This window comes from Chitinophaga sp. RCC_12, from assembly GCF_041360695.1.
In the GTDB taxonomy this organism is placed as follows: Bacteria; Bacteroidota; Bacteroidia; order Chitinophagales; family Chitinophagaceae; genus Chitinophaga.
Genome location: NZ_JBFUPS010000019.1, coordinates 1 through 22,673 on the forward strand (window position 1 = coordinate 1; position 22,673 = coordinate 22,673).

Sequence of the window (22,673 nt, forward strand, 5' to 3'; positions counted from 1 at the left end):
TCCCAAAATCATTTAAAATCCAAAATGTTCAAATCCTTAAAATCAATATAATCAGCGTAATCCTGAGAAAGACAAACTACGCGCGCTTTAAAACAAGCCGTACAACTGCGAATCGATCCGCGAAATAATTTCGCCCAGGTCTTCATCGCTCTCCGGGAATTTGTTCTTATCAATATCAATGATCAGCAACGGGCCTTCTTTGTATTTCTCAATCCAGTTGTTGTAATATTCGTTCAGTCGTTTCAGGTAGTCGAGCCGGATGTTTTCTTCATACTCCCTTCCCCGCTTCTGTATCTGCGCTACCAGCGTAGGTACAGATGCCTGCAGGTAGATCAGCAGATCCGGTGGTTTCACCATGCTTTTCAGCGTTTCAAAGAAGTTGAAATAATTATCAAAATCACGTTTGGTCATCAACCCCATTTCATACAGGTTGGGCGCAAAAATATGCGCGTCCTCATAAATGGTCCGGTCCTGTATAACGGTTTCTTTTCCGTTCTGCACTTCCAGCAGCTGCTTTAACCGTCCGTTCAGAAAATATACCTGCAGGTTAAACGACCAGCGGGGCATATCTTCATAAAAATCGTTCAGATAAGGATTGTGCTCCACATCTTCATACTGCGGATGCCATTTATAATGCCTGCACAACATTTCTGTCAGCGTGGTTTTGCCAGCGCCGATGTTTCCGGCGATAGCTATATGTTTGATCTTATTCTGTTTTGCCATGCGATGTGAGGTGGTTAAAACTGAAAATAGCTACAGTTGGCGACTTTTTCAATAATAATTTATACCAATAAGTTTTTTCGCCTGTTGCAAAGTTTGTGCCGCATTCGCTCTGGCCTTTTCTGCACCGGCTTTCATAATCTTCTTCAGGTAGTCTGTATCCCGCTGTAACTCTTTCGCCTGCTCACGGATAGGCGAGATAAACTTCACCATGTCTTCTCCCAACTGCTTTTTCAGATCCCCGAAACGGATAGTCCCGGTATTCTTCCATGCTTCTTCGTAGAAAAATACCGCATCCGGAGCAGACACCAGTTTCATCAGGTCCAGCAGGTTTTGTACAGAATCAGGCACCGGCGAGCCAGGTTCTCCGGAACCACTGTCGGTTTTAGCTTTTTTGATTTTGTTGATGATCTTATCATCCTCATCTGCCAGGTATAATGTAGCCAGTTCATTCTCACTTTTACTCATCTTGCCGTTACCATCCAGGCTGGGGATACGCACCAGGCTATCGCCGTAGTTGAAAGCCTCCGGTTCCGGGAACAGGTCACCATAACGGTGATTGAAGCGCTGGGCGAAGTTACGCGCCATTTCCAGGTGTTGCCCCTGGTCCTTACCCACCGGCACTTTTACCGCGCGCTGGATCAGGATGTCCACACTCATGAGCACCGGGTAAGTAAGCAGCCCTGCGTTCACGTTTTGAGGCTGCAGCCGCACCTTATCTTTAAAAGTAGGTACTTTCTCCAGCTCACCTACATAAGCCAGCATATTCATCAGCAGGTACAATTCCGCAATTTCGGGCACATCGCTCTGCACATACAGGGATACCTTTTCAGGATCCAGTCCGGATGCAATATTCTCCGCCAGTACCCGCATCACGTTCCCCGGAAGATCTTTCGGATCGGGATGGGTGGTCAGCGAATGCCAGTCTGCCACAAAAAAATAGCAGTTAAAATCTTCCTGCATCCGGATATAATTACGGATAGCGCCAAAATAATTGCCTAAATGCAAATAACCGGTAGGGCGTATGCCGCTTACCACAATTTCTTTTTCAGTAGCCATAACAGGGCGCAATTTAAAGAATAGCTTTTAGCTTTCAGCCATTAACACCGGGCTGTTTTGTAAAAAAAACGCCAAAAGCCAAAAGCAGATGATCAAAAGCACTTTATTCTGTCCGTTTATCCCTAATTTTGAGATACTATCATATTTACCATTTATATTTCATTATCTTTTGATTTAATTTGATTATGGAAGTGAACGACGTACTGGTGCAGCAACTGGCCGATCTGGCCAGGTTGGAATTCAACGACCAGGAGAAGATTGAAATACGCGGAGACCTCCAGAGGATGATCACCTTTGTGGAGAAACTGAATGAACTGGATACCACCGATGTGAAGCCATTACTTCACCTGACAGATGATTATAATGTTTTCAGGGAAGATAAGGTAATACCGGTAATCACCCGTGAAGAGGCCCTGAAAAACGCACCTTCCGCCACTGAGGAATACTTTAAAGTGCCGAAAATAATAAAGAAATAACCCACATGGAAAAGTCCGTCATACACCTGGAAGGAATCAGGAAAAGTTATTTTCTCGGTAAAAATGAATTACCGGTACTCAAAGGCGTATCGCTGGACATTTTCAAGAATGAATATGTGGCGCTCATGGGCCCTTCCGGCTCGGGAAAGTCTACCCTGATGAACATCCTCGGATGCCTGGACACGCCCACTGCCGGCAGGTACGTTCTCAGCGGACATGATGTGAGCAAAATGGAAGACAACGACCTGGCCATCGTACGCGGCAAGGAAATCGGCTTCGTATTCCAGCAGTTCAACCTCATGCCCCGCCTCTCCGCCCTGGAAAATGTGGCCATCCCACTGATCTACGCCGGCATCAACAGAAAGGACAGGGAAGAAAGGGCCATCGCCATGCTGAAAAAAGTAGGCCTCGGCGACCGCTATAAACATAAACCCAATGAACTCTCCGGCGGACAATGCCAGCGCGTTGCCATCGCCCGCGCCCTGGTGAATAATCCGTCCCTTATCCTCGCAGATGAACCCACTGGTAACCTCGACTCAAAAACGTCTGTGGAAATCATGGAAATCTTCGGGGCCATCCACGACTCCGGTAACACCGTGGTGCTGGTAACACACGAAGAAGACATTGCCGATCACGCCCGCCGCGTTATACGCCTGCGCGATGGCGTCATTGAATCAGACCGCATCAACGAAAAAGCACACGCATAAAATATTTCGATTACTGCATAACGGCGTTACAGGATACTTCCCGTAACGCCGTTATTCGTATTTTGCAACCGATCAACACCAACACCCATGTCTTTCAAAATATATACTAAAACAGGCGACAAAGGCAAAACATCCCTCATCGGCGGCACCAAAGTGCCTAAAAGCGATGTCCGCATCGATGCCTATGGCACCGTGGATGAACTCAACTCCTACATTGGCCTGGTAAACGATTACATCGCAGACCCGGACACCAAAAGCCTGCTCCGCGAAATACAGGACCGCCTCTTTACCATTGGCGCCGCACTGGCCTGCGACCCCGACAAAGAAACCAAACTGAAAATACCAGACCTCCACGAAGGCGATATCACCCTCCTGGAAAAAAGTATCGACCAGATGAATGAAGACCTCCCCGTGATGAAATCATTCATCCTTCCCGGCGGACATGTAGCCGTATCTACCTGCCACATCGCCCGCTGCGTATGCCGCCGCACAGAACGCCTCTGCGTAGGCATGCAGGAGCACGATATGTTCATTGAACCGCTGGTACTGAAATATATTAACCGCCTCAGCGATTACCTCTTTGTGCTGGCCCGTTGGACAGGACACAAGCTGGGCGCTGAAGAAATTCCCTGGAAACCCCGGGTGTAGAAAAATGCTTAAATTTGCCGCATGTTTACAGGAATCATAGAAACACTAGCAGAAGTAGTATCCACCAGGAAGGAAGGCAGTAACCTGGTAATCACGATACAAACACCACTGGCAGCTGAACTAAAAATAGACCAGAGCGTGTCTCATAACGGCGTATGCTTAACGGTAACCAATATCCAGGGCGATACCTACGAAACCGTAGCGGTGGATGAAACCCTGCAGAAAACAAACCTCGGCCAGCTCACCCCTACACAATTCGTGAACCTCGAAAGAGCCATGGTGTTCAACGGCCGCATCGATGGCCACCTGGTGCAAGGCCATGTAGATAGCGTAGGAGAATGCCTCTCCTGCCAGGAACAGGACGGCAGCTGGTTATACCGCTTTCGCTACCCTGCAGAATTCGCCGCGCTGATTGTGGAAAAAGGAAGCATTTGCCTCAATGGTATCAGTCTCACCGTATTCAATGTCACCAACGATGAGTTCTCGGTTGCCATTATTCCATACACTTACGAATTTACCAACATCTCAAACATAAAAACCGGCAGCCTGGTAAACCTGGAATTTGACATTCTCGGTAAATACGTAGCCAGGCAAATGGCGGTAAGAAATTAATCTGCCGGTTGCCCACCGGTGCTAAAACATTCCAAACCGCATGCTGAAATATCTCCTGCTCTGCACCTTACTTGCTATCACCCTGCCGGCAAATGCCCAGCAGGCCAAAGTAGCGCGCATAGCAGCCTTTTACGATGCAGATGCCGTGACGGAATTGTATAACACCGCCCCCCTGGGCATCCGGATTATTTATACCGATAGCTCCACCCAACAAACAACAGGACTCCTCGAAGGAAACCTCCGCTGGAACAAACTAACCGTTAGCAGCAGCAACGGGCAAATACAAAACGGCGTACTCCGATTTAACAGGGAACAACTGGTAAAAGATAAATACCGTATAACCCTTACCGTTACTACACCCGACAACACCTCCCATCAAACCTCGCTGCAACTCCCGGCCATTACCGGTATCCGGTTCAATCATTATGCCGACAGCATTAAACGTGATATCCGCTTCTACCTGAATATAGAAGGAAAGTTCAGCAGCGGGAAAGTATTCCCGTTAGATACCAATGCCATCAGGTTCGCTGCCTCCGCAGGAAAAATAATAGGACAGGATCTGCTACTCCCAAAAAATGATACCCTGAAATCAGTAACAGTGGAAGCCTGGTATAAACACAACGACCGCCTCTACCTGCGATCCGTGATACCAGTAAAACAGGCGCCGGACGCAGACTCCCTTATTCTAAAAAATACGGACGACCTGTTTAAAAAGAAGAGAAGACATTAGCCGGCCTAAAAACCAACACCTTCCGTGTTTCTTTTGCGAATAGCTTCTTCGGTTCCCGGAACAAGCGTTTCTAAACCCATGCGTACAGCTTCTGCCTGGACTTCCTCAATAAACGGACGGAAATTTTTGTTGTAATCCCGGAAGGCTAATTCAAAATTTCCATTGTGTTGCAGAAAAGCATCCGCTAATGCGGCAGCTCCATCTATTGCCAAAGATCCGCCCTTTCCCGCAGCAGGTGAAGCACAATAGCCTGCGTCGCCAACCAACGCTACCCTGCCTTTTGTCCATGAGGGCATTTTTACCTGACAAAGTTTATCGAAGTAAAAAGTTTTAGCATTCATTACTTCTTCCAATAACTCCGCAGCTCTCCAGCTTTGTCCTTCAAACTGTTCCAGAATGATTTTTCTTTGTTGTTCTTCATCACGATAATCGTAAGGAATTTCCTTCTCTGAACGAAAGCAAAAAACTATATCGGTTTTATTGTTGTAAGCATTCAGCATTACAGCCTTGTCAGGCACGTTATAGAATTGCGTTGTATTTTGTTTTATCAGCAACTTATTTACGATGGTGATAGAGAAATATTGCCCGAGAAAATGCAGGTATCCCGCTTCATTACCAAACCAGATCTTCCTTACCGCCGAATGTATGCCGTCGCAGCCAAACACTAAATCAAATGCTTGCTGTGAGCCATCTTTAAAGGTAACTTCAATATCGTCGTTTGTTTCGTTTAAGGCGGTGATGCTGTTGTTGAAAATGAATTCAACGTCATTTTTCACCGTATCAAACAAGATATTGAGTAATGTATTTCTTTCAATCTCGCATTCGTCTTCCCGCAGTTGTTCACCTGCTCTTTTTAATATCATGGTTCCTTCCGTCACATCATCCGCATTTTTAAATTCCAGCATTTCCATCGCCAATCTGTTGGCTTTAATTTGCTCAAAGATTCCCATACGCTTAACAATATCAACAGTATTCCCTTCTATGTTAACAGGCGTTCCGCCCATTTTAAGGCCATTTGCGATTTCAACAATAGTTACTTTGTAACCTAACTTATTCATCCAATAAGCGGTTGAAAGGCCGGCAAAACTTGCACCCGAAACGAGTACTTTTTTATCTTTTAATATTTTCATTTTTATACGATTTGATTTGACCATACAAAGGAACATCGTATAACAGGGAGAAAAAATAACAATACAAAGTAGATATTGGATCAACCGAGGTTTTTATTCCGGAAAGCTAAAGGGGTTATTCCTGTGATTTTGGTAAATAGCCGCGAAAAATAAGGGTAATCATCATACCCTAATGCGGTAGCAATTTCCTTTACCGATTTACCGGAATGGTAGAGTAAACGTTTTGCTTCTAAAATAATACGTTGCTGTATGTGATGCGATACGGAATAGCCTGTTGTGTTTTTGACACATTCGTTCAGGTAAGGTGTGGATATATTTAGTTTTTGAGCGTAGGCTGCCGGGCGTTTGTCAGAGGTAAAATTATGCTCCAATGCTTCCCTGAAGGCTTTTGTAACCGTTTCAAAGCGCGGAAATTTCTCTATTGGTGTAGATTGCTCTAAATATAGGGATACCACCAATGCGACCAGTGCATTACAGCTATCTTTCAGCAAGGAGTGATATAGTTTGTCGTTCGTTCGTTTTGAAAATTTCAGGCAAAGTGATACGGCTTCGGAAATAATGGAATAAGTTTCTTTATTTAAGGATAATGGTTTTGTGGGTGTAATGTCTTCTAATAGTTTCAGATATTCCCGGTTAATATTTACATTATTGATGGCCCAGCTGCTGACTTCTACATTTTCAAATGTTATTATACGATGTACCTGATTTGGGTGCATGTAGATGATAGACGGAGACTGGATTTCATACTTTTGAAAATCAATTTCTATCGTAATGGCGCCTTCCTCAAGTAAGTGAAATGAATGACGATCATGCCGTTCAGATTGTTCCTCTCCTTCGAAACCGGGGAAATCTTTAAGAGATATCTTCTCAATGGAAATACCTGGATGATATTCACCTCCGAAATGATTTACAGGAATGGATCTTAGTTTTTTAGGCATTGCTTGCAGTGGCTTAGATCAACATACGCGATTTCAACTCCAGGTATTTATTCACCACGTTTAACGTCAATTGCTCGGGGGGACTCAGCAACGACATAATTCCATATTTCGCCAGCTCTTTTACAATCAGTTTCTTATCATACGCAAACTTCTGTGCAATGGTTTGCCTGTAAATTCCCTCCACATCCTGCACGGTTTGTTCTGTTACCCGCTTCAGCTCTGTGTTTTCAAAAAACACCACCAGCACCAGGTGATAACGTGCCAGGCGCCGCAGGAAGGGTAACTGCCGGTGCAAACTGGACATCGACTCAAAATTAGTATAGATCATGAGCAGCGACCGCGTAGATAGACTACTGCGCAGCTGCACACTCAATGCTTCGTAATCGCTTTCCTGCCAGCGTGTTTCCTGTGCATACAGCGTTTCCAGGATTTTATTTACCTGCACTTTTTTATTGCTGGCAGCCAACACTTCTACTTTATTTTCGTTGAAAGTAACCAGCCCCGCCTTATCGCCTTTATCCACCGCCACATTGCTGAATACCAGCGACGCATTAATAGCGTAATCCAGCAACGATAAACCGTTGAAAGGCATCTTCATATTCCGGCCTTTGTCGATAATAGAATATACCTGCTGCGATCTTTCTTCCACGTAATTATTGATCATCAGGTTACCGCTGCGGGCCGTCGCTTTCCAGTTGAGCATACGCACATCATCCCCTTTTGTATACGGCTTAATATGATCAAACTCCATACTGTGGCCAATTACCCGGCGCTTATGTACACCCAGTTCATTCAGCCGGTTCATGTAGGAATACAATGCATAGTGCCGCAACTGGTGATAACTGGGATACACGCTTATTGTTTGTTCATTATCAAAAATGAACCGGCGGCTTACAATGCCCAATGCACTTCTAACAAATACGTTGCTGTAGCCAAAGTTATACAACCCTCTTTCCAACGGACGCAACACATACCGGAAAATATGCGCACCTGCTGCGGATACTTTTGCCTGCAAGAGAAAATCACGTTCCTGGAACTGAAGGGGTAATTCATCAATCACAGATACAAATACCGGAAACGGGTACCGGCTGTGAAAATCCAGCAATACCTCGTTATCATCCCCGTTACTGAAACGGTTACTGGTTTTTCGTTCCATCGATACAATACTGGCCGGGCGCAGGATCAGCAGGATCATATCCAGCAATACAACACCTACCAGCACAATAAATGCGATCACAGCAATATTGAAAATGCGCGGAACAAAAAACGAAATGATAAATAACAGGATATTCCCTCCCAGCAGGAGGTAAAGCCTGTTGGTAAAAAAGAGTATCTGGAATAAATTATTCTTTACAGTGGCTGACATACTAATATCTTCTTGGGAGATGATTATCTCGGTACCTCTATCGTTTTTACGATCTGTGCAATCACGTCATCTGTTTTGATGCCTTCCATTTCTTTTTCGGGCGTCAGCATAATACGGTGACGCAATACATGCGGCACCATTTCCACCACATCGTCAGGAATTACAAAATCCCGGTTCTTCATGGCAGCGGTGGCTTTTGCACAGTTCATAACGGCAATGGATGCACGCGGAGAAGCGCCCAGGTACAGCGAGGAGTTCATGCGTGTTTCATTGATAATAGACGCGATGTAATGAAACAGCTTTTCGTCTATTATTACCTGCCGTACGAGGTTCTGGAATTCGATGATCTGCGTGGTAGTTATTACTTTGCTGATCATTTTTGTAAGATCTGTTTCCCCGTTGAAGTGATGAATACTGCGCAATACAGCTACTTCTTCTTCCAGGTTAGGATACCTTACTTCTATTTTAAAGAGGAACCTGTCCAGCTGCGCTTCCGGCAACCGGTAAGTACCTTCCTGCTCGATCGGGTTTTGAGTGGCAATCACCATAAAGGGCCGGTCGAGCGACCAGGTAGTGCCATCGTTGGTGATTTGTCTTTCTTCCATTACTTCAAACAATGCCGACTGCGTTTTAGCGGGGGCACGGTTTATTTCATCGATCAGTACCAGGTTACTGAAAATGGGTCCTTTCTTGTATTCAAACTCGCGTGTTTGCGGATTAAAAACGGAAGTGCCCAATACATCCGCCGGCATCAGGTCGGGTGTAAACTGGATACGGCTGAAGTCCGCATCCACGCACTGCGCCAGCAATTTTGCCGTGAGTGTTTTTGCAACGCCGGGAACACCTTCAATCAGCACATGTCCCTGTGTAAGCAAGCCTGCTATCAGCAGGTCTACCATCTGATGCTGTCCTACAATTACTTTCCCTATCTGCTCCCTGATGGCTTCCACACCTTCATGCAAGGCAGAAAAATCAGTCCTGGGTTGAAATGTATTGGTATCCATTATTTATTTCGTGTTTATATAAAATTGTTGAATGCGGTTATAAAAATCTTTCAGATCATCGTCGCTGATATTTTCTTCCAGCTGGATATTGTGTACCATCTGCAACAACGCCCTGATATCCGCTTCCGGCACCAGCGACTTACGCGCCAGCGACGCAATAAATTCATCATTCAGCACATTGGTGTTGAGATAATAACTGGAACGGATATGCTCCATAAAATGAATGATCATTTTATGCGCCAGGTTGTAGTTGTTATGTTGTTGATAGTACAACTGGCCGATGGCATCTACAAACTCCAGCGAAGTATTGTTTACGGCTGGCTTATCGGGGATAATCCGTTGCCGGCGTTTGCTTTCAAACACCACGTACAGCAACAGCAATATCACTGCCAGCCACAAGGCCCAACGCATGGATGCATACCGCATCAACACCTGCCACTCACTGAAATCACCCGACTGCGCACTATGCTGGCTGTTATAGAAATCATCCCAGTACACATTGCCGGCATCACTGATCAGGTACGATAGCTGCGTTTCCAGCGCCTTTACATTTTGCTTGTGCAGTAAAAAATAATTCGTGAAAGTATATGGATTCAGCAGCAGGTAAATGAAACCGCCGCGATACGCAACACGTATGAAATCAGGCTTGTTTTTGTAATTGTAGCCAAGTATGCTGGTAGTATTACTATCTACCGCTGAAAAATAACTCCCGCTTACCCTGCCAGGATAACTGAAAGAAGTATCCATTGGAATGGTTTCATCAGCATACCGTTGTACAACACCTTCTTTTTTGAGTTGCATGTTATTGCTTTCCACCGTCACAAATTTCAGGTGTTTTTCTAGCAGAGGATCCGGGGTATTTACAGCAATAAACAACTCGTTTCCCCGTGATACATAATCCAGCATAGCCTCTATATCGCTTTCAGTAGTGAACAGCCGGTCGGCCACCAGGATGTATACATTGTTCCTGAATTTCAGCTCACTGTCCTTATCAAAAGTGCGGGTAAAGGGTTTCGTTACCACCTGCACTGAATTCCTTATAAACAGCTGGGGCAGCATCTTAAAGGCGGCATAGGCGCCGCCTGCTTTTTTATCCTTGCTGTAAAAAGAAGACTGGGTCATATCTGTGGATTGCTCATTCTTTTTGTTGGCAAGATTTCCACTCACTATGACCAGTACTACCAGCAGGAGCAAAACGAACAGGACGATATATAGAGGTTTGTTCTTCACGAAGTTTTTCCGATTGTGTTATTAAAATCCCTGAACTCCTGGTTAATATTCCTGAAATTCTCTTCACTCACTTCAAATCCGCCATACCAGATATATTCATAATCCAACGTCAGCGTAGCAAATTTTTTATAGTAGGGAGAACTCCGCATGCTGCGCAGGTAATCGTTATTGGTTTTTTCTCTCCCCGGTATTATCAGCTCCCGGCCTGCCAGTTGAAACAAGGTATACAGGTACCACCAGCGGATAGCTTGTCTTGTTTCCCCGGCGGCTATTGCCGCTTTTATCTTTTCTTCATACTCCTGTGCACTTTGCAGGTCTTCTTCCTGTACTTCTGTTAATCCTTCTATCAGTTGCGGTTTGCGGAAAAAGCTCATACCATTGCTTTTCATAAACCAATACACCAGGAAGCCCAAACCGGCCAGCAGCAATAGCATCACAATGATGCGGATAGCGCCGATCGATGAAAATAAAGCCATTAAAAAACGTTGCACCCAGCTATTATCCGGGGGAGGTTCCGGTGGTATTTCCTTGTATTGCAGCTTCTTATTTTCTTTCAGCGCTTTCACCAGTGAATCCGGTACCTCACGCAATTCAAATAGTGGAATTTCTGTCGCATATTCTTCTTTGCCTTCCGCACGCTCCCGGTCTACCTGGATGGTAGCGAAGCTGTCTTCCGTTATCCTTGCCTGCAATAAGCTATCATATTCTTCTTTATTTCGGGCTGTACCTTCATATTGCGCCATGCTTTGCAGGGCACAGCAAAGCAGCAGTAACAGCAGGCTGTATTTAATCCGGAAAAAATGATTCATGTTACTGCTTTGAAAGGGTAAATGGTGTTAATACTTTCCCTTCCGCACTCAGCCGGTATCCTTTTTTATGCAGGTAAATGGGATAAAAAATAAAATAGCCCAGGATAAAAGCCAGCGATGCCAGGAGGATAAAAAGACTTACCACCAGCGGCATTTCTGTATACCGGGTTACAAAGCTTTCCAGGAAAGCGGCCACAATGAATACCGGGATCAGGGTTACCATGATCTTGATGCCGTCTTTTGCACCTTTACGCAGGGAATCGATCCGCTTGCGTGTACCGGGAAAAAGGATGCTCTTCCCCATGACAATGCCTGCACAGGCCGCGATCACAATACTGGATATTTCCAGGGTGCCATGGATCCAGATCACCAGGATAGATTTCCAGCCGAGGCCGTGCGAAAAGAAGATATACTGGAAAACGCCCAGCATCACACCATTGCGTATCAAGAGGTATAAGGAACCAACACCCAGGAAAATACCTCCTATATAACAATAGAAAGATACCATGATATTGTTGTAGGCAATCCGGAAAAACATCATCACCGGGTTGCCGTCTTTATACACGCCGAAAGGATCTTTATTGGCAATATTGCGTTCCGTCATGTTTACATATTCATCGCCCAATACGCCACGCACAAACGTTTCATCATGTGCTGATGAAAAGGCGCCGATAATACAGAACAATAAAAAGAAACAGAGCGTAAATAATAACAGGCGGTGGTGCTTACGGAACAACAGTGGTAATTCATATTTAAAAAACAACTGGAAGCGTCCTACATCTTCCTTACGGTTCTGGTAAATACGATGATAGATACCCGCCGCCAGGCCGTTGATATAACGGGTTACTTTACTGAAGCTGTAAAAAGTTTTAGCGTAAGACAGATCATCTAGCAGTGATACAAATCTTTCCGCCATTTCATCAGGGTCATCTGTCGGTTCCTCCTGGTATTTCTTCCAGCGGGACAAATTTTTTTTGATAAACAGCGATTCTCTCATAGTGAGTCCTTTCCATTTTAAATACAGATATCACCTACAGTAATGGGTTACTAATGGGGGAATACCGGCAAACATACTAAATCGTTCAACAATATATCAACAAATATGTAAATTTGAGTATGGCAGATATAAAAATACCGACTTCTTTCAATATAGACCTGGAATTTGAATCAGCAGACATCATGAAAAGATTCCTGGCCTGGCTCATTGATTTCGGCATCCGTTTTTTTTATTACCTGGTGGCGTATATGACATTGAGCTCTTTCCGGATAGAAATGGAGGGGCATGTGGGCATCTACTTTTTCCTGGTATTGCTGCCCCTGTTGTTTTACTTTCCTGTGGCGGAAATCGGCATGAAAGGACAAACACCCGGAAAAAAAATACTGCATCTGCAGGTGGTAAGTATGACCGGCAACCAGCCAAGTATAAGTCAGCACCTGATAAGATGGATATTCCGGATCATAGAAACACCGCTGTATTTTTTCGCCCTGGTACCGGTGATTATCCCGGCGGTGTCCATTGTGCGCACCCCTTATAACCAGCGGCTGGGCGACCTGGTAGCCGGCACCATTGTGATCAGCACCAAAAGAAAAGGCAGTATAGAAGAAACCATCTTCCGGGATCTTTCCAACAGCGATTACAAACCGCAGTTTCCACAGATCATGAAGCTGTCTGACAGGGATATGAATAAAGTGAAAGACCTGCTGGACCGCGCACTGAAGGCCAAAGATGAAGAACTCGCCGCCAGGGTGGCCATGCGGGTAAGAGAAGTACTGCATATTGAAACCGACCTGCCCAATACCTATTTCCTCGAAACGGTACTGAACGACTACAATTACTATACTACTAAAGAGAATTAGTTTACACCTTCTGCAACGTATTTAAATACTTCCGTAACATTTATGACCGGTAATGAGGGAGAGTTATTAAATTCCCTTCTTAATAATTATCTGATGAAAACGTTATTGTTTTGTTTGCTGGTTCTTCTTTTCGGAAGTGTGTCTGCACAGGAAGATCTTGCACTGGTGGGCGCCACCATATATACCTCTCCCAAAACGCCCCCGGTTATATCAGGGGTGGTTATCATTAAAAACGGGAAAATTGCAGCGGCGGGCAAACAGGTAAAAGTGCCTGCACATATGAAAGTGCTGGACTGCAAAGGCCTGGTGATGATGGCCGGCTTCTGGAACAGCCATGTACATTTTATCGAACCCGGATGGGACCATGCGGACAAGCAACCGGCAGCGCAGCTCAATAACCGGATGGATAGCATGATCAACAGTCGTGGTTTTACACATGTATTTGACCTGGCGGCGCTGAACTATCCCAATTTGCTTGCCCTCCGGGCCAGGATTACATCAGGGGAGGTAAACGGCCCTGCTATCCTTACGGTGGGCGTTCCGTTTGTTCCTCCGCATGGAAGTCCTTTCTATATTCAGCCGCTTACCCTTCCTGAAATAAATACGCCGGAAGAGGCCGTGGCTTACGTCACCAAACAGATACAGGCCGGCGCAGACGGCATCAAGGTATGGTCAGCATCGCCGGATGGGCATGGGATTGTACCGATGCCTATAGACATCATCAAGGCCGCCACCAGCACTGCCCATAAATTTCATAAACCGGTTTTTGCCCATCCTACTGCCGATACCGGGATGAATATAGCGCTTGCCGGCGGCGTGGATATCCTTGCGCACGTGGCCCCGGATGGTTACCGCAGCTGGACGAAAAAAGAAATTGATCAACTGCTGCTGCATAAGGTAGCGCTCATTCCTACGCTGAAACTTTACAAATGGGAACTGGAAAGAAAGAACCTCCCTGTTAGTAATCCGTTGATGACAACCGCCTTGCAGCAGCTGGGCGCCTATGCCAGCGCGGGAGGTGAAATCTTATTCGGTACGGATGTGGGCTATATCTCGGATTACGATACGTCTGACGAATTCCGGCTGATGTCTGAAGCGGGGTTAAGCTTCGATGAAATACTTGCGGCGTTAACAACTGCTCCGGCAAAACGGTTTGGCATGGCGCAGCACAGCGGGCGTATCGCGAAAGGGATGGATGCGGATATTGTGTTGCTGAAAGCAGACCCGCATACAGATAGCCGTCGCTTTTCGGAGGTGGCTTATACGATCCGTAATGGTAAAGTTATTTACAACGGTATTAACCGGTAACGTCAAAATAAAAAGAGGGCGCCTCAAAAATGAGACGCCCTCTTTACTATCTTATTTTTGATCAGGCCGTTTTTCCTATTGAGTTCAGGTCTTCAGTAACATTATTAAAACGGGTGGGATCGCCTGCCGGTCCTTTGTACACGATGGTACGGTCGAACGCCAGGATAGGATAAAACACGATAGGCAGTAATACCAGGCCTACCGTAAATCCTTCTGATTTACCAAAACTTTTACTGAGCAGATTGGTTGCCCAAATACCCCAAATGGCTCCTACATAAGGAATACACATCAGGAGCAACCAATACCATGGTTTGCCAATAATCTGGGTAAGCACATAAATGTTGTAGATAGGGATAATTGCTTTCCAACCTTCCTGACCGGCTTTCTCGAATACCTTCCACATACAGAAGACGAAGAAAACGATAATTACCAGCATGATAATTAAAAAGACACCGCTAAACATGGCGCTAAAAACGCTGCCGCCTTCATAAGTAGTTGTTTCCATAATTGAGGTTTATATTGTTTTGAAATGAATGATGACAATACTTGGGATACGTTTGCATTCCAAATATATATAATTTTTTCCATTACATAGCATAATCAGTATTAGCCCTAAAAGATTGTGTATTCCTACGGTGTTAAAAAAAGTTTCAACATTTCTGTTGCTAATGTTTGGATTTTCAACGCATTCTATTACCTTTGCAACCGGCAAGTCTTATACGACCAGCTCCTACTGAACTCCCCCAGGACAGGAATGTAGCAAGGGTAGGTGGTTGTAGCGGTGCGATATAAGTAACTTGCCTTTTTTTTCTTTTTTTATTGTCATTAGTTGCTTGTCAATAGTATCTGGTTGCTATTTTCTCCACCTCTTTCACTAATGACAGCTTCTCCCAAATGTTCATTTCCTGACAACTAATTTATCATAGTATGAAATTCTTTATCGATACAGCTAATCTGGCGCAAATCAAAGAAGCTCACGATCTTGGCGTTCTCGATGGTGTAACCACCAATCCTTCCCTGATGGCCAAAGAAGGTATCAAAGGCGAAGCTGCAATTATTAAACATTACGAAGATATCTGCGAAATAGTAGATGGTGATGTAAGTGCAGAAGTATTATCTACAGATTTTAAATCTATCATTGAAGAAGGTAAGAAACTGGCTGCTATCCACCCGAACATCGTGGTGAAAGTGCCTATGATCAAAGACGGTGTAAAAGCCATCAAATGGTTTACCGACAATGGTATCAGAACTAACTGCACCCTGGTGTTCTCTGCCGGTCAGGCTATCCTGGCTGCCAAAGCAGGCGCAGCTTATGTTTCCCCATTCATTGGCCGTATCGACGATACCAACTGGGATGGTGTGGAACTGATCGCACAAATCGCACAGATCTACAGCTTACAGGGTTACAAAACTGAAATCCTGGCCGCCTCTATCCGTAGCGCACTCCACATTGTAAAATGTGCTGAAGTAGGCGCCGACGTATGTACCTGCCCGTTAGAATCTATTCTCGGTCTGCTGAAACATCCGTTAACTGATATCGGCCTGGCTAAGTTCCTGGAAGACGCAAAGAAAATGTAGTCTCCATATTTTTTAGATGGTGTGTCCCCGGTGCAGTAATTGCGCCGGGGATTTTTTTTGCGCATGCGGAGGTTGTCTTTCTCAGGATTAAACTTATTACACTGATTACGCTGATTTGATCACTTTTTGATTTTAAAAGATTCGGAGAGATATAAGCGGAAACGCGGATTTTGTCTTACCCACTGATTACGCTGATTTTACTGATTATATTTTTTAAAAGATTCGGGGAGATATAAGCAGATAATTTCGCTTATATCTCCCCGAATCTTTTAAAATCAAAATGATCAAATCAGCGTAATCAGTGTAATAAGTTTAATCCTGAGAAAGACAACCTCCGCGCCGAAGGCGATCACGTTTTGTTAGAGAATTTATCTAAATTCAGTGATAATATCCACGTAAACCCGGTAACACACAAAATGAATAGCTAATGGGAAAATACATTCTTTCGCTGGATCAGGGCACCACCAGCTCCCGCGCCATTATTTTTGACCACGATGGCAGCATCAAAGCAGTTGCCCAGAAAGAATTTAAACAGATATTCCCGCAACCCGGCTGGGTAGAACACGACGCCATGGAAATCTGGACTTCACAAGCCAGCGTGGCCGCAGAAGCTATATTGAAATTAAGAGTAACCGGTGAAAACATCGCCGCCATCGGTATCACCAACCAACGCGAAACCACCATCGTGTGGGACAAACGCACCGGTAAACCCATACACAACGCTATTGTGTGGCAAGACAGACGCACCGCCGCCTACTGCGATTCTCTCATCAAAGAAGGAAAGGAACAACTCATCAAAGATAAAACCGGCCTCCGCATCGATGCCTATTTCTCCGGCACCAAATTAAAATGGATCCTGGACAACGTTCCCGATGCACGCAGAAAAGCAGAAAACGGCGAACTGGCTTTTGGGACCGTCGACAGCTGGCTCGTATGGAACTTCTCCAACGGCAAACTCCACATCACAGATGTGAGTAACGCCTCCCGGACACTGTTGTTTAATATCCACGACATGCATTGGGACAATGAACTACTCGCTCTCTTCGATATTCCCGCCTCCATGCTGCCGGAAGTAAAGCAGTCGAGCGAAGTATATGGCTACTCGGAAGCCAATCTTACTCCCTACCGTATTCCTATTGCCGGTATTGCCGGCGATCAGCAGGCGGCCCTCTTCGGGCAGATGTGCACGCAACCCGGTATGCTCAAAAATACCTATGGCACCGGTTGTTTTATGGTATTGAATACCGGCGACAAGCCCATTCCTTCCAAAAATAACCTGCTCACCACCGTTGCCTGGAAAATAAATGGCAAAACCACCTACGCACTGGAAGGCAGTATTTTCATTGGCGGCGCAGTAGTACAATGGCTCCGCGATGGTCTTGGCATCATCCGCCACTCCGCGGATGTGGAAAAGCTCGCCGCTACCGTGCCTCACAGCGATGGCGTATATTTCGTACCAGCCTTTGCGGGCCTCGGCGCACCCTACTGGAACCAGCATGCACGCGGTACCATGGTAGGATTGACCCGCGGCTCCACCGCCGCGCATATTGCCCGCGCAGCCCTCGATAGTATCGCCTTTCAAACCATGGATGTCATGAAAGCCATGGAAGCAGACGCCGGTATGCCCATCACCGAACTACGGGTAGACGGCGGTGCTACAAAAAATAACATGCTCATGCAATTCCAGGCTGATCTGCTTAACATCAGGGTAGTACGCCCCACCATCACCGAAACAACCGCACTCGGCGCCGCTTATCTTGCCGGGCTTGCCGTCGGTTACTGGGACAGCATTGAAACCATTGCACAACAATGGGAGATAGATGCCACCTTCGACGCGGCGATGGAGCCCGCAGAAAATGAACGGCTGCGTAAAGAATGGAAACGCGCCATCAGGGCGGCCCAGGCATGGACCGAAGAATAAATTTATCCACGTTTATCAATACTCATATCAATTTATGTCACCTTATTTAGCAGAACTTATCGGCACCGCATTCCTCATTGTACTGGGCGATGGCGTGGTGGCCAGCGTGATCCTCAACAAGTCCAAAGGCAACCAGGGCGGCTGGATCGTTATCACCCTGGGATGGGGAATGGCCGTATTCATCGGCGTATATGCTACCGCCAAATACAGCGGCGCCCACCTCAACCCCGCCGTTACCTTTGCACAGGCGCTGCAGGGAAAGCTCCCCTGGGAGGAAGTTCCCGGCTATATAGCTGCCCAACTGGCCGGTGCAATGCTTGGCGCCCTGCTGGTATGGCTCACATACAAAAAACACTTCGACGAAACACCCGATGCCGACACCAAACTGGGCGTGTTCTGCACTATTCCGGCCATCCGCAATCCGAAATATAACTTCCTCACAGAATTCATCGCCACCATGGTATTCATCCTGGCCATCTCCTATATCACCGGCCCTACCGCCGGCATCGGCTCACTCGATGCCCTGCCAGTAGCCTTCGTGGTGCTGGCCATTGGCCTCTCGCTCGGTGGCCCCACCGGTTATGCCATCAACCCTGCACGTGACCTCGGACCTCGACTCATGCACTTCCTTCTCCCCATTCCCGGCAAGCGGGACAGCGACTGGAGCTATGCCTGGATTCCTGTTCTCGGCCCGCTGGCGGGCGCGGCAGCGGCTGCGTTCCTGTACCAATACTGGCTTCATTAATTCGGAGCGGAGCGGAGATTGTCGCGGAGGTTGTCTTGAGCGCTGATTACGCTGATTTTGCTGATTGGCTTTTGGGATTTTAGCGGAGATGGAAGCGGAGGTTGTCTTTCTCAGGATTACGCTGATTTTATTGATTGGATTTTTGTGATTGGATTTTTGTGATTTTGAAGGAATTTTGGAATTTTTAGGAAAATTGATGGGTGAGTTTTAGAGATTGAATGAAATTGGGGGAGCATGGGTGGTTGAAGAAAGGTTGAATAAGATTGTATTAATATTGACTGTGAAGTGCTTCATTTATACTTTGCATAGGCTTGGCACATACTTAATGGATGCTTGATACATGCTTAATCTATGCTGATAACCCGGAGGTGATGTGGAGGTGACGTGGACTTGAAGCTAGGATCATTTATGGTAGGGCATTACGGGCGAAAAAGCACATGGCGTTTAGACGCTGAAGTGCCATACAGCTGAAATAACGTGCCAACTTACTATCGAAGACATACTAACGTATTATTCAAATTCAATGACCGGCAGCCAAATCAATCACTGCCGTCAAATACCGCCCATCTTTCATAACTATTCAATGAAAGCAAAGCCTTTAAATTTCCCTGAATTTTCCGAAAATCTTCTAAAATAGCAAAAAACAAACCAATTCTATGGACAAAATACTGATAGAAGAATAAAAATCCAGTAATGCTTTTCCTTCTTTCAAAAGTCCATAATCACAAAATCCAATCAATAAAATCAGCGTAATCCTGAGAAAGACAACCTCCGCTTCCATCTCCCAAAATCTAAAAAAGTCAATCAGCAAAATCAGCGTAATCAGTGCCCAAGACAACCTCCGCTCCAATCTCCGCCCTCATCTCCCAAAATCCCAAAAAGCCAATCAATAAAATCAGCGTAATCCTGAGAAAGACAACCTCCGCTCCATAGTTTTCATTTTTTTCTGAAAGTTTCGTAACTTTGAGAATCTTATTACCATATCATCGCAACTGCGGCAATATAAAATGACGAATTATGATTCAGCCCAACATCCCGGAAACAAAACAACCGCGAATCGTTATAGTAGGTGGTGGATTCGGCGGCGTAAATCTTGCCAAACAACTTAAACATGCACCCGTACAGGTAGTACTGCTCGACCGGAACAACTATCACCTGTTTCAACCGTTGCTATACCAGGTATCTACCGCTGGCCTGGAACCAGATAGCATCGCCTTCCCGTTGCGGGGAATCTTCCGGAAACAACGTAACCTCGTATTCCGCATGGCGGAAGTAACAGGTATCCGCTCTGAAGAAAATATACTGGAAACCGGTATCGGGGAAATCCATTACGATTACCTCGTTTTCGCCACCGGCAGCAATACCAACTTCTTCGGAAATAAAGATATTGAAGACAATGCCATCGGCATGAAATCACTCATAGAAGCTGTGCAGATCAGGAACTATGTGGTGAAACAATTTGAAGAAAGCCTGTTGCTGCAAAACCCGGAAGAAATAAAACCAAAGCTCAATTTCGTGATGGTAGGCGGTGGCCCTACCGGCGTGGAACTGGCCGGCGCCTTTGCAGAACTCCGCAAATACATTATGCCGAAAGACTATCCCACCCTGCCCCAGTCGCTGATGAATGTATACCTCATCGAAGCAGGACCAAAACTGCTGGCCTCCTTCAGTGAAAAAACATCACAGAAAACACTGGAAGCCCTGCAGGAAATCGGTGTCCGCGTACTCACCAATACCGGCGTAAAAGAATACGACGGCAAAACCGTTACCCTCAGCACCGGGGAACTGATCCAAACGCAATCACTCCTCTGGAGTGCCGGCGTAAAAGGCGTCCCGGTAAAAGGTATCCCGGCAGATATTGTCCTGCCAAACGGCCGTATCATCGTAAATGAACTGAACCAGCTCAAAGGATTCAACAACATATACGCCATCGGTGATATTGCCCAGATGACCAACGATCCCCGCTTCCCCAAAGGCTATCCCATGGTGGCGCAGGTGGCTATCCAACAAGGCAAAAACCTGGCACACAATCTCATGCTTTCACTGGAAAACAAACCCATGAAAGGATTTAATTATAAAGATCTCGGCAGCATGGCCACCATTGGTCGTAACAGGGCCGTAGCCGAATTTGCCGGTATGCGCATGAGCGGCTACCTCGCATGGATGGCGTGGATGATCGTTCACCTCCTCAGCCTGCTGGGATTCAGGAATAAACTGGTGGTATTCATCAACTGGTTTTATAGGTACTTCACCTACGAAAGAGGCACCCGCATCATCATCAAACGCGGCGCCGCCAATATTGTTAAACTACGCCAAAGCATCGGCGCATAAATAAAAAGCAACAGGGAGATGAAATCATTCATCTCCCTGTTGCTTTTTATTTATTCCTTACTTACGGTTAAGAATAGAATTCAATGTAATTGACGACACCAGCTCGTCAGACCGCCCACCCAGCGCCCGGTAATACAACAAAATGGTATAGTTGTTTTCCGTTTCCCAATGATCACCCTCTGTCATCTCAGTGCTGAACTTTCCATTGGGATTGGTTTTATCTACCATCCCATAAATGTAATTATAGTATCCCTGCTTGAGGAAAATAGTGCCTTCATAAGCGCGACTGGCCCCATTATACGTAAGCTTATTCGCGTTGTTTAGCTCATAGTTGGTAAACTCTCCAAAGATATACATCTCATATCCCGCATAAGGTTCGGGCGCCCCAAAGGAAAAATGTACGGAAGCATAATCTCCTTCAAAATTAGGATCATAGTCATCCAGCGTAGCCAGGTAATATTTTCCGTTGATATCTTTAATAAACTGATACGGCTTATCGGCCCTTTCCTGGTCCATTACCGCAAATACATCTGTACTGTTGTTATGATACTCGGAACGCTGCACCCTTTCGGTCTGCAACCGGAAGCTGCGCAGGTCAATCCAGCGGAATTCCTTGCCTGCCGGCATGATACAGTCCTGTTCTGCATTGTATTTCAGGATGTTCCCGTTAATAAACTGCGGCTTCAGCGTGGTAAGCGCATTGTCCCAGCGGTAGTTCTGCAACACCACCACTTTGATCTGGTCAAAAGGATTCTGGATATTCAGGGAACCGGTGTTTACTTCAAAATTGATTTTCTGATGCGTACGGAATAGTTTAGGGGCAATGGGTTGCTGGATAAATCCTGTTATCCCTGCTTTATTTTCCACCACAAACATCCGGCGGGTAAATGCCAGCTGTGAAGTATCGCTGTCCAGATATACCTTCAGCAGGTAATTGCCAGATTTCACGGGGTAGCTGTTGGTGCCCGGCAACTGAATGCTGTAATGGGTATAACGCTGCAGCGACACACTGGATAACTTGTAATTCAGTATCCTGGTTTCTGAAAATCCCCGCATATAATCAAACTGGTTTACCTGTGCGGGTGTCCAGTCGGCATTGCAAAGCACAAATGAATAATAGTAGTTTTTCACATCATTATCCAGGTCGTCGAACGACAGTTCCAGCTTCTCCCCTGTACCAATTGTATACATGGGTAAGCTTAACGGATCGCCGCTTTGGTTAAACTTCACGGATTTGATGTTATTGTAGTATACATGGTCCGGGGTAATAACATTCACTTGCGCCGACGTGCTGCTGTTAAACAAACAGGAAACAAGGGCTATTGTAAAAATTAATGCTGCTGTACGCATACGAGGTAATTGATAGTATTCAAGTTACGATTAAAAGCGGAAAGCCGAACGCCAAAAGCCGGGTAGCAAATGATCCTGGCGAAGATAGAATATTTATCCCGCCCAATTACCGTTGGCATCCCTTTTTGCTTTGCACTTTCAGCTTTTCCCTATA

22 protein-coding genes and 1 other RNA gene are annotated in these 22,673 nt (G+C 45.8%); 12 read left to right on the forward strand and 11 right to left on the reverse strand.

Translation table 11 applies throughout. The annotated features are described in order from the left end of the window. Nucleotides 1-87: 87 nt before the first annotated feature. Nucleotides 88-723, reverse strand: a complete 636-nt coding sequence (locus AB6805_RS32200; protein ID WP_079470695.1) for a deoxynucleoside kinase — start codon at nucleotides 721-723, stop codon at nucleotides 88-90. Between the two features lie 48 nt (nucleotides 724-771). Next, nucleotides 772-1,779 (reverse strand): tryptophan--tRNA ligase, encoded by a 1,008-nt coding sequence (gene trpS / locus AB6805_RS32205; protein ID WP_370913535.1) that lies wholly within the window; start codon nucleotides 1,777-1,779, stop codon nucleotides 772-774. Between the two features lie 185 nt (nucleotides 1,780-1,964). Here trpS and gatC point away from each other — a divergent pair, with 185 nt between their 5' ends. From gatC to AB6805_RS32230, 5 genes are all read left to right on the forward strand, one after another. Beyond that, nucleotides 1,965-2,255: an Asp-tRNA(Asn)/Glu-tRNA(Gln) amidotransferase subunit GatC gene (gene gatC / locus AB6805_RS32210; protein ID WP_079470697.1), complete on the forward strand. Its 291-nt coding sequence runs from the start codon at nucleotides 1,965-1,967 to the stop codon at nucleotides 2,253-2,255. A gap of 5 nt (nucleotides 2,256-2,260) precedes the next feature. Beyond that, nucleotides 2,261-2,962: an ABC transporter ATP-binding protein gene (locus tag AB6805_RS32215; RefSeq protein WP_370913536.1), complete on the forward strand. Its 702-nt coding sequence runs from the start codon at nucleotides 2,261-2,263 to the stop codon at nucleotides 2,960-2,962. A gap of 87 nt (nucleotides 2,963-3,049) precedes the next feature. Further along, nucleotides 3,050-3,610 (forward strand): cob(I)yrinic acid a,c-diamide adenosyltransferase, encoded by a 561-nt coding sequence (locus AB6805_RS32220; RefSeq protein ID WP_370913537.1) that lies wholly within the window; start codon nucleotides 3,050-3,052, stop codon nucleotides 3,608-3,610. A 21-nt stretch (nucleotides 3,611-3,631) separates the two neighbouring features. Further along, nucleotides 3,632-4,222, forward strand: a complete 591-nt coding sequence (locus tag AB6805_RS32225; protein ID WP_370913538.1) for a riboflavin synthase — start codon at nucleotides 3,632-3,634, stop codon at nucleotides 4,220-4,222. Nucleotides 4,223-4,262: 40 nt separating this feature from the next. After that, a complete protein-coding gene (locus AB6805_RS32230; RefSeq protein ID WP_370913539.1) occupies nucleotides 4,263-4,952 on the forward strand; it encodes a hypothetical protein in 690 nt (229 codons plus the stop codon). Nucleotides 4,953-4,957: 5 nt separating this feature from the next. On the opposite strand, the gene AB6805_RS32235 is transcribed toward AB6805_RS32230, so the two are convergent. The 7 genes from AB6805_RS32235 to AB6805_RS32265 all read right to left on the reverse strand — a co-directional run bounded on the left by AB6805_RS32235 (nucleotide 4,958) and on the right by AB6805_RS32265 (nucleotide 12,426). Beyond that, complete coding sequence (locus tag AB6805_RS32235; RefSeq protein ID WP_370913540.1) at nucleotides 4,958-6,082, reverse strand: FAD-dependent monooxygenase; 1,125 nt, start codon at nucleotides 6,080-6,082, stop codon at nucleotides 4,958-4,960. Between the two features lie 80 nt (nucleotides 6,083-6,162). Next, nucleotides 6,163-7,020 carry a helix-turn-helix transcriptional regulator gene (locus AB6805_RS32240; protein WP_370913541.1) on the reverse strand — a complete coding sequence of 286 codons (858 nt, stop codon included), beginning with the start codon at nucleotides 7,018-7,020 and terminating at the stop codon, nucleotides 6,163-6,165. A 13-nt stretch (nucleotides 7,021-7,033) separates the two neighbouring features. Then, nucleotides 7,034-8,386, reverse strand: coding sequence for a DUF58 domain-containing protein (locus AB6805_RS32245; protein ID WP_370913542.1), 1,353 nt, complete (start codon nucleotides 8,384-8,386; stop codon nucleotides 7,034-7,036). 23 nt (nucleotides 8,387-8,409) lie between these two features. Continuing rightward, nucleotides 8,410-9,390 (reverse strand): AAA family ATPase, encoded by a 981-nt coding sequence (locus AB6805_RS32250; protein WP_370913543.1) that lies wholly within the window; start codon nucleotides 9,388-9,390, stop codon nucleotides 8,410-8,412. A 3-nt stretch (nucleotides 9,391-9,393) separates the two neighbouring features. After that, entirely contained in the window at nucleotides 9,394-10,620 is a 1,227-nt protein-coding gene (locus tag AB6805_RS32255) for a DUF4350 domain-containing protein (protein WP_370913544.1), read from the reverse strand. Continuing rightward, entirely contained in the window at nucleotides 10,617-11,429 is an 813-nt protein-coding gene (locus tag AB6805_RS32260; RefSeq protein ID WP_370913545.1) for a hypothetical protein, read from the reverse strand. Before AB6805_RS32260 ends, AB6805_RS32255 begins: the two co-directional genes overlap by 4 nt. Nucleotide 11,430: 1 nt before the next feature. Continuing rightward, nucleotides 11,431-12,426, reverse strand: a complete 996-nt coding sequence (locus AB6805_RS32265; protein ID WP_370913546.1) for a stage II sporulation protein M — start codon at nucleotides 12,424-12,426, stop codon at nucleotides 11,431-11,433. A gap of 119 nt (nucleotides 12,427-12,545) precedes the next feature. Here AB6805_RS32265 and AB6805_RS32270 point away from each other — a divergent pair, with 119 nt between their 5' ends. Together AB6805_RS32270 and AB6805_RS32275 are read left to right on the forward strand one after the other, a co-directional pair. Then, the gene (locus AB6805_RS32270) at nucleotides 12,546-13,286 is read left to right on the forward strand and encodes an RDD family protein (protein ID WP_370913547.1); all 741 of its coding nucleotides are present in this window, start codon (nucleotides 12,546-12,548) and stop codon (nucleotides 13,284-13,286) included. Between the two features lie 93 nt (nucleotides 13,287-13,379). Continuing rightward, nucleotides 13,380-14,594 carry an amidohydrolase family protein gene (locus AB6805_RS32275; protein ID WP_370913548.1) on the forward strand — a complete coding sequence of 405 codons (1,215 nt, stop codon included), beginning with the start codon at nucleotides 13,380-13,382 and terminating at the stop codon, nucleotides 14,592-14,594. Nucleotides 14,595-14,655: 61 nt separating this feature from the next. On the opposite strand, the gene AB6805_RS32280 is transcribed toward AB6805_RS32275, so the two are convergent. Continuing rightward, nucleotides 14,656-15,099 carry a DUF5684 domain-containing protein gene (locus AB6805_RS32280; RefSeq protein WP_370913549.1) on the reverse strand — a complete coding sequence of 148 codons (444 nt, stop codon included), beginning with the start codon at nucleotides 15,097-15,099 and terminating at the stop codon, nucleotides 14,656-14,658. A gap of 201 nt (nucleotides 15,100-15,300) precedes the next feature. Between AB6805_RS32280 and ffs the strand changes: the two genes are divergently transcribed. From ffs to AB6805_RS32305, 5 genes are all read left to right on the forward strand, one after another. Then, an RNA gene (gene ffs / locus AB6805_RS32285) (signal recognition particle sRNA small type) lies at nucleotides 15,301-15,400 on the forward strand. A 121-nt stretch (nucleotides 15,401-15,521) separates the two neighbouring features. Further along, nucleotides 15,522-16,172, forward strand: a complete 651-nt coding sequence (gene fsa, locus AB6805_RS32290; protein ID WP_079470709.1) for a fructose-6-phosphate aldolase — start codon at nucleotides 15,522-15,524, stop codon at nucleotides 16,170-16,172. Nucleotides 16,173-16,599: 427 nt separating this feature from the next. Then, nucleotides 16,600-18,093, forward strand: coding sequence for a glycerol kinase GlpK (gene glpK / locus AB6805_RS32295; protein ID WP_370913550.1), 1,494 nt, complete (start codon nucleotides 16,600-16,602; stop codon nucleotides 18,091-18,093). 34 nt (nucleotides 18,094-18,127) lie between these two features. Next, complete coding sequence (locus tag AB6805_RS32300; RefSeq protein ID WP_370913551.1) at nucleotides 18,128-18,838, forward strand: MIP/aquaporin family protein; 711 nt, start codon at nucleotides 18,128-18,130, stop codon at nucleotides 18,836-18,838. 1,017 nt (nucleotides 18,839-19,855) lie between these two features. After that, nucleotides 19,856-21,169, forward strand: coding sequence for an NAD(P)/FAD-dependent oxidoreductase (locus AB6805_RS32305; protein WP_370913552.1), 1,314 nt, complete (start codon nucleotides 19,856-19,858; stop codon nucleotides 21,167-21,169). A gap of 57 nt (nucleotides 21,170-21,226) precedes the next feature. Here AB6805_RS32305 and AB6805_RS32310 read toward each other — a convergent pair whose 3' ends face one another. Beyond that, nucleotides 21,227-22,519 carry a DUF5103 domain-containing protein gene (locus tag AB6805_RS32310; RefSeq protein WP_370913553.1) on the reverse strand — a complete coding sequence of 431 codons (1,293 nt, stop codon included), beginning with the start codon at nucleotides 22,517-22,519 and terminating at the stop codon, nucleotides 21,227-21,229. Nucleotides 22,520-22,673 lie beyond the last annotated feature (154 nt).